The organism is Salinisphaera sp. C84B14 (assembly GCF_040361435.1).
Lineage (GTDB): Bacteria > Pseudomonadota > Gammaproteobacteria > Nevskiales > Salinisphaeraceae > Salinisphaera.
The window spans coordinates 20,313-27,405 of sequence record NZ_APNL01000028.1; the positions used below are offsets into that span (position 1 = coordinate 20,313).

At 62.1% G+C, this 7,093-nt stretch carries 5 protein-coding genes; 3 read left to right on the forward strand and 2 right to left on the reverse strand.

Annotated elements, in window-relative coordinates; genetic code table 11:
* The first annotated feature begins 43 nt into the window (after nucleotides 1-43).
* Nucleotides 44-1,231: an MFS transporter gene (locus tag C84B14_RS17155; RefSeq protein ID WP_353225919.1), complete on the forward strand. Its 1,188-nt coding sequence runs from the start codon at nucleotides 44-46 to the stop codon at nucleotides 1,229-1,231.
* A gap of 144 nt (nucleotides 1,232-1,375) precedes the next feature.
* Here the strand turns inward: C84B14_RS17155 and C84B14_RS17160 are convergent, their stop codons facing one another.
* Both C84B14_RS17160 and C84B14_RS17165 read right to left on the reverse strand, forming a co-directional pair.
* Nucleotides 1,376-3,094, reverse strand: a complete 1,719-nt coding sequence (locus C84B14_RS17160) for a methyl-accepting chemotaxis protein (RefSeq protein ID WP_353225921.1) — start codon at nucleotides 3,092-3,094, stop codon at nucleotides 1,376-1,378.
* Nucleotides 3,095-3,925: 831 nt separating this feature from the next.
* A complete protein-coding gene (locus tag C84B14_RS17165; RefSeq protein ID WP_348767618.1) occupies nucleotides 3,926-4,636 on the reverse strand; it encodes an RNA polymerase sigma factor FliA in 711 nt (236 codons plus the stop codon).
* A 304-nt stretch (nucleotides 4,637-4,940) separates the two neighbouring features.
* On the opposite strand from C84B14_RS17165, the gene C84B14_RS17170 reads away from it, so the two are divergent.
* Nucleotides 4,941-5,993 carry a flagellin N-terminal helical domain-containing protein gene (locus C84B14_RS17170; protein ID WP_353225923.1) on the forward strand — a complete coding sequence of 351 codons (1,053 nt, stop codon included), beginning with the start codon at nucleotides 4,941-4,943 and terminating at the stop codon, nucleotides 5,991-5,993.
* A gap of 277 nt (nucleotides 5,994-6,270) precedes the next feature.
* Nucleotides 6,271-7,093 (forward strand): flagellin N-terminal helical domain-containing protein (locus C84B14_RS17175; RefSeq protein ID WP_353225925.1); only part of this gene is annotated, 823 nt, incomplete at its 3' end.

Sequence of the window (7,093 nt, forward strand, 5' to 3'; positions counted from 1 at the left end):
CACAGGCCCTAGACTCGGGCGCCCATTCACCGCCCGGCCGCCCATGCTTTCGCCGATCGAACTGCTGCGCCGTATCGGCATCCTGCTGCTGCTCTGGGTCGCCGGGGTGTATATGCGCGCGCCGATTCTGATCGCCGCGCCGCTGGGCGAGCGTATTCGAAACGATCTCGTCTTCGGGCAGACCGCGCTTGGCGCGCTCACCACGTTACCGGTATTCATGCTGGGCCTGGGCGCACTGCCCGCGGCCTGGCTGATCGGGCGCTACGGGGCCCGCAATACGCTGCTCGCGGCTCTGCTGCTGACCGCGACCGCATCGATGCTGCGTGCCCTGGCACCGGATATCGCGATTCTGCTGGGGCTGACGGCCGCCATGGGCCTGGGTATCGCGGCCATGCAACCGGCCCTGCCGGCGCTGGTCGCACGCTGGTGCCCGTCGTTCGTCGCGCTCGGTGCGGCAATTTATATCAACGGCATGATGCTGGGCGAGTTCGTGGGCGCCGGCCTGACGCTGCCGGTGCTGCTGCCGGCCGTGGACGGCGACTGGCGGGCCGCCCTGTTCTGGTTCTCGCTGCCGGCCATCGTTTTGTGCCCGTTTTTGCTGGCGCCGCGCCTGCACGGTAGACGTTCGCCCGGGCGCATTCGCGGCCTGCCGTCGTACAACGATGCGCTGCTCTGGCGTTTCGGCCTGCTGCTGGGCGCGACCGCGGCTACCTTCTTCGGCCTCAACGCCTATATGGGGGCACTGCTCGAACACAAGGGCCAGGGCGATCATCTGGCCACCATGCTGTTCGTGTTCAACCTTGCCCAGCTGGTGACCTCGCTTGCGCTGGTCCCCGCCGTTCGCCCGGTGCTGCGCATACCGCGGCTGCTGGCCATCACCTGTTGCGCGCATATCGTCGGCCTGCTTGCGCTGTTGCTCGCCGATGGGCTGGTCGTGCTCTACCCCGCCGCCGCGCTGCTAAGCCTGACCGCCGCCCTGCAACTGATCGTGCTCACGGCGTTGCCGCCCCTGCTGCGCGACGCCGACGCGGCCGGCGCGCTGGCTGCCGGGATGCTCGCGGTGGGCTATGTGCTGGGTTTCGTCGCACCGATCGCCGCCGGGGCTGCGGCCGATGCATGGGCCTCGCCCTACGCAGTGGTAATCGTCTTTCTGGCCTTTAACACGGCGGTCCTGCCACTGGCCTGGACAACGCGTACCGGTATCGCCGCGGCGCAACCGTCCGAGAGTTGAACGCGACCGCCCCACCGGGCTGGGCGGACATCCAATAGGACGGTTCTAGACGAGATCCACATCAGCGCCTGACCGTGCCGATGCAAAAAAAAGCCCCGTCGAAACGGGGCTTCAAACAGGCCGCGGATGGCGTGCGGCCGACGCCTAGAACGTGGCCCAATCGCCGTCGTCGATATCGACATCATCCTTGACCGACGTCTGGCGCGCTGCAGGCGCGCTCGGCACCGCGGGCTTGACCGACGCGGGCGTCGGCGCGGCACTCGCGGCCGTCGCGGGCGCGGCCGTTATTGCCGTATTGACAGCGGGTACCGACGCGACGGTTTTGGCATCCCCGCTGAGCAGGAAGAACGCGACCTGACGTTTGAGCGATTCGGCCTGTTCTTCCAGCGAGCGGCTGGCCGCAGCCGACTGTTCGACCAGCGACGCGTTCTGCTGGGTCATGCTGTCCATCTGCGAGACCGCGAGATTGACCTGCTCGATACCACTGGACTGTTCGCTGCTGGCGGCCGCGATCTCGGCAATGATGTCGCCGACCTTGTGTACGCTTTCGACAATGCCGTCGAGCGTCTTGCCGGACAGCGCCACCTGGGCCGAGCCATCAGCCACCTTCGCCGCACTGTCCTCGACCAGCGACTTGATGTCCTTGGCCGCGGCCGCGCTGCGGCTGGCCAGATTACGGACTTCCGAGGCCACGACCGCGAAACCGCGCCCCTGCTCGCCGGCCCGGGCTGCCTCGACGGATGCGTTGAGCGCAAGCAGGTTGGTCTGGAAGGCGATATCGTCGATCAAGCCGACGATTTCACTGATCTTGCGACTCGAGGCATCGATTTCCTGCATCGCGGCCACCGCGCGGGCGACCACTTCACCGCCTTCGCTGGCCTGGGTGCGCACACCGCGGGCAAGCTGGTCGGCCTGCGCGGCGTTATCCGCGTTCTGCTTGACCGTGGAGGTCATCTGCTCCATCGAGGCCGCGGTTTCTTCGAGATTGGCGGCCTGTTCCTGGGTACGGCTGCTGAGTTCGTCGTTGCCCGAAGCGATCTGACCCGCCCCCACGCTGACCGATTCCGAGCCCTGGCGCACATTCGAAACGATCTCGGAGAGCTTGGCCTGCATGTTCTTCAGCCCGTCCAGCATCGAACCGAATTCGTCCTTGTACGGGTTATGCACTGCGTTGGCGAGGCGCCCCTGGGCAATGGCGTCGACCAACCCGCGTGCCTGATCCAGAGGCCGGGTGATCATGCGCGTGAGCAGCATCATGATGCCCAGCGTAAACAGCACCACCACGATCAGCGTCGCAATGATGATGTTGCGGCTGGTGGCCTGCGTCGCCTGGCCGTTGGCATAGAATTGACCGGCGCGCGCGGTCTGATAGGCCGCCAATTCATCCATATAGCCGATCAGGGCATCGAAGCTCGGCGCGACATCGACCGCATAGAGCGCCTGCGCTTCGTAGGTCTGGCCCGTTTGCATCGGTTCGGTAATGGTCTTTAGAACCGGCGCGAATTCCGCGAACTTGGCCGCGGCCTGGTCAGCCTTTGCCTTTTCTTCAGGCCCCGTGAGCAGCGCCGGATAATAGCCGTCCCACAGCTGCTTGACCTTTGCGATGTCGGCGTCGATGGACTGCGCCAGTTCCACACCGTCGTCGTTGAACAGCAACGCCTTCTGCACATCGGCGCGCATTTCGTTGAACGTATCGATTAGGCCGTTGACCTCGATCAGGCCTTTCATGTTCTTGGAATAGATCCGATCGGTGACCGCGGATACCTGGCCGTTGCTGTACAGCGCAAAGCCGCCCAGCGCCAACACCAGCAGGGTGATCACCCCAAAGCCCAGCCCCAGTTTCCCCTTCACACTTCTTTTCATTGCGATTACGCCTGTAATGTGCCGTTGGTCCCGCGATACATGGCGCTACGACAGTCGTACGAAACGCCATTGTCGGAAGATGTTTTTAAATTGCAGCCACAACGGCGCTGGCGCGATTGCATACGACTTCCCAGAGCACCAGCGCGTTGACTGCTATCCCGCGGTACCTATCGGCGCTGTAGGGTCCGGCTTGAACCGCGTACGGCCTTTCCTGTCGGCGATCGAGGAAAATACGACTATTTGATTATTAATCCGACGCCAGGGCAGCCGACTGCGTGCGCTGTGTTAAACGCCATCGAACGAAACGCCGGCCTCTGTCCGTTGTTTCTTTCAAGGGCTTCCAACGGCTTCACGGCCGTTGGCGTGGCGCGCGTGCTTCGCACACGCGCGTGATCAACCCGAAACATCGTCTATATGAAGAATATTTTTCGCGGCCGGCTCGATAAGCAATCGGCCCGATAGGGGGGCGGCACATAAGCATGCGTCCTACGTAGCGCGCATGGGGGAGCGATTGGCGTGCTAACCGCTGTAGGCGGCGGATTAGTAATCCGGCACCAAAACAGCTGACTGCGTCGGCTGTTTTCAACGCCATCGAGAAATAAACGCCGGCCCATGTCCGTCGTTTATTTTGCATGGCTTCACGGCCGCTGGCCGTGGCGCGCGCTTTCGCCCACGCGTTATCAACCCGAAGAACAATCTATCTTCATGCCGGTTGATAGGGCCGGCTGATCGGCTCCGGCATGCCACACCTGCATGCAGCTCAGCGGCCGATCTTGGGCACGCTTATATATCCGACATATAAGTCGTGCCCGGGTAGATAGACGCGTGGCGCTATTGTTCCGTCAGCATCGCGCGCAGACGCGACACGGCCTGGCTGTGCAACTGGCAGACCCGCGATTCGCTGACCCCGAGCACAACGCCGATTTCCTTGAGGTTGAGATCTTCCTGGTAGTAGAGACCAAGCAGCAGCTTTTCGCGCTCGGGCAGCTCGTCGATCGCTTCGGCCAGCTGCTCGCGGTCGCCGAACGCCAGCAGTGCGTCGAGCGGGTTCGTGGAGGTATCGACATCGGCCGAGACCACCGAGGCGGCGGTTTCTTCCGTACCGCTTTCCTCGAACACTTCAATGAAGCCGTTGTTCACATCGTGCAGCAGTCGATGATATTCCTCGATCGGCATGTCGAGTTCTTCGGCAATCTCGCGATCGGTGGCATGGCGACCATGCCGATGCTCGAGCCGCTGGATCGCCCGGTCGACGTCGCGGCTGGCCCGACGCACGCTGCGCGGCAACCAGTCTCGGCTGCGCAGCTCGTCGATCATCGTGCCCTTCACACGCTGCGAGGCGTAGGTCGCGAATGAGGCGCCCTGCGAGGCATCGAAGCGGTTGAAGGCATCCAGCAGACCCACCATGCCGGCCTGGATCAGGTCGTCGAGCTCGACGCTCGACGGCAGACGCACCTGCAACGACAACGCATGCCGCCTGACCAGCGGCAGGTATTGTTCCACCGCCTGGGACCGATCGATCTTGCCTTGAGCCGTATACATAGGTGATGCGCCTGAATGGTCAACCGCTGGCTACGCGTGGCACGTCCAGCGCGGTTGGTTTTTCGATGCAGGCAATACTAGGCGCTGGCAACAGATAGCGATTGGCGAATTAAGCGCAGGTTTCGGCCCCTTCTCGGCGAATAGCGTTATCGCGGCGGCCCCGAAGAACGCCTCACGGCCATCGGACAAAACCGCTGCCAGGGATTAAAGATTAACAGCGACGCGACGATATGTACCCCAGCGGCGATTTGCGGCCGCCACCGGCAAGCCGCCGCCTTCAACATAACGTACAAGGGAAACCGCCATGTCATTCGTGATCAACACCAACACGCTGTCGCTGACCGCCCAGCAGAACCTCAACTCTTCGCAGAAGACCCTGAACAGCGCCATCGAGCGTTTGTCTTCGGGCAGCAAGATCAATTCCGCCAAGGACGATGCCGCCGGTCAGGCCATCTCCAACCGCATGACCTCGCAGATCAACGGTCTCAAGCAGGCCTCGTCGAATGCCAACGACGGCATCTCGCTGGCCCAGACCACCGAAGGCGCGCTCAACCAGATCAACGACAACCTCCAGCGCGTACGTGAACTGACCGTGCAGGCCGCCAACGGCACCAACAGCCAGTCCGATCTGGAATCCATCCAGAACGAAATCGGCCAGCGCATGGAAGAAATCAATCGCGTGTCCGAGCAGACCGCGTTCAACGGCACCAAGGTGCTCGACGGCTCCAAGACCGAAATCAAGATCCAGGTCGGCGACAAGGACGATCAGACGATCTCCATCAACCTCGCCAACATGGACTCCGCTTCGCTGGGCCTTGATGGCTTCAACGTCGATGGCAAAAAGGACGTCGCATTCGATAATACCGGCCTGGGTGCGAACGAATCGCTCGTCTCCTACACGGGTGATGACGGCAGTACCGCCTACGCGGTCAAAACCGATGACGGCACCAACCCGGTGACCTTCGCTGCGGCAACGATTGATCCGACCGCCGGCACGGTTACGAGCGGGGCAGCCGTGACGCCGACGGGCGCCACAAAGGATATCGCCAACGGTGAGACGGTTTCCGCCGATGTCGCAAAAACCGCCGATCCGCTGGCCACGCTGGACAGCGCCCTGAAGCAGGTCGACGATCTGCGCTCGGATCTCGGTGCGGTCCAGAACCGTCTGGATTCGGCGATCAACAATATCTCCACCACCGAAATCAACATCTCCTCGGCCCGTTCGCGCATCACCGATGCCGACTACGCCACCGAAGTGTCGAACATGTCCAAGGCCCAGATCCTGCAGCAGGCCGGCACCTCCGTGCTCGCTCAGGCCAACCAGAGCACCCAGGGCGTTCTCTCCCTGCTCCGGTAAGCCGCGGCTATATCGATTCGCTTACGCGAAACAAAGGGCGCCTTCGGGCGCCCTTTTTTATGTGCTCGTTCGCGCACCCCTCGATGGCCCATGCGCTCTGCTGGCGCGAGCGCGAAGACGGATGCGGCCCATCTCAGAACTTTTGCAGAGCACATATAAAAGGCTAAAGAAAAAAAGATGCAAGGCGATATTCCATCAGCGGCGCGATACGCAGACCGCCCCTAAAGCCGCCGGCCATAGCCGGCCAGTCACAACGACTTAGACACAGGAAATCGCCATGTCATTCGTGATCAACACCAACACGCTGTCGCTGACCGCCCAGCAGAACCTCAACTCTTCGCAGAAGACCCTGAACAGCGCCATCGAGCGTCTGTCCTCGGGCAGCAAGATCAATTCCGCCAAGGACGATGCCGCCGGCCAGGCCATCTCCAACCGCATGACCTCGCAGATCAACGGTCTCAAGCAGGCTTCTTCGAATGCCAACGACGGCATCTCGCTGGCCCAGACCACCGAAGGCGCGCTCAACCAGATCAACGACAACCTGCAGCGCGTACGTGAACTGAGCGTGCAGGCTGCCAACGGCACGAACAGTCAGTCGGACCTGGAATCCATCCAGAACGAAATCACCCAGCGCCTGGGTGAAATCGATCGCGTATCCGAACAGACCGCCTTCAACGGCACCAAGGTCCTCGACGGCTCCAAGACCGAAATCAAGATCCAGGTCGGTGACAAGGACGATCAGACCATCTCCATTAACCTGGAGAATATGGATTCGGCCTCGCTGGGCCTCGAAGGCTTCAACGTCGACGGCAGCGTTGCATACGATGAAGCGGGTAGCACGCTGGGCGCTAACGATTCAGTCGTCTCTTATACCAATGAAGACGGCAATACAGCGTACGCAGTCAAAACCGACGATGGCACCAACCCGGTAACCTACGCCGCCGCTGTCATTGACGCCGATGGCGCAGTGACCTCCGGCGCCGCTGTAGCAGCCGCCGATATTTCTAATGAAGCGACTGTCGCTGACGGCGACACTGTTCGTAGCGATGCTGCGAAATCCGCCAACCCGCTGGCCACGTTGGACAGCGCCCTGAAGCAGG

Excerpts from the sequence above, each read along its gene's own strand:
- C84B14_RS17160 (WP_353225921.1), bottom strand. The coding sequence starts at position 3,094 with ATGAAAAGAAGTGTGAAGGGGAAACTGGGGCTGGGCTTTGGGGTGATC.
- C84B14_RS17155 (WP_353225919.1), top strand. The coding sequence starts at position 44 with ATGCTTTCGCCGATCGAACTGCTGCGCCGTATCGGCATCCTGCTGCTG.
- C84B14_RS17170 (WP_353225923.1), top strand. The coding sequence starts at position 4,941 with ATGTCATTCGTGATCAACACCAACACGCTGTCGCTGACCGCCCAGCAG.
- C84B14_RS17165 (WP_348767618.1), bottom strand. The coding sequence starts at position 4,636 with ATGTATACGGCTCAAGGCAAGATCGATCGGTCCCAGGCGGTGGAACAA.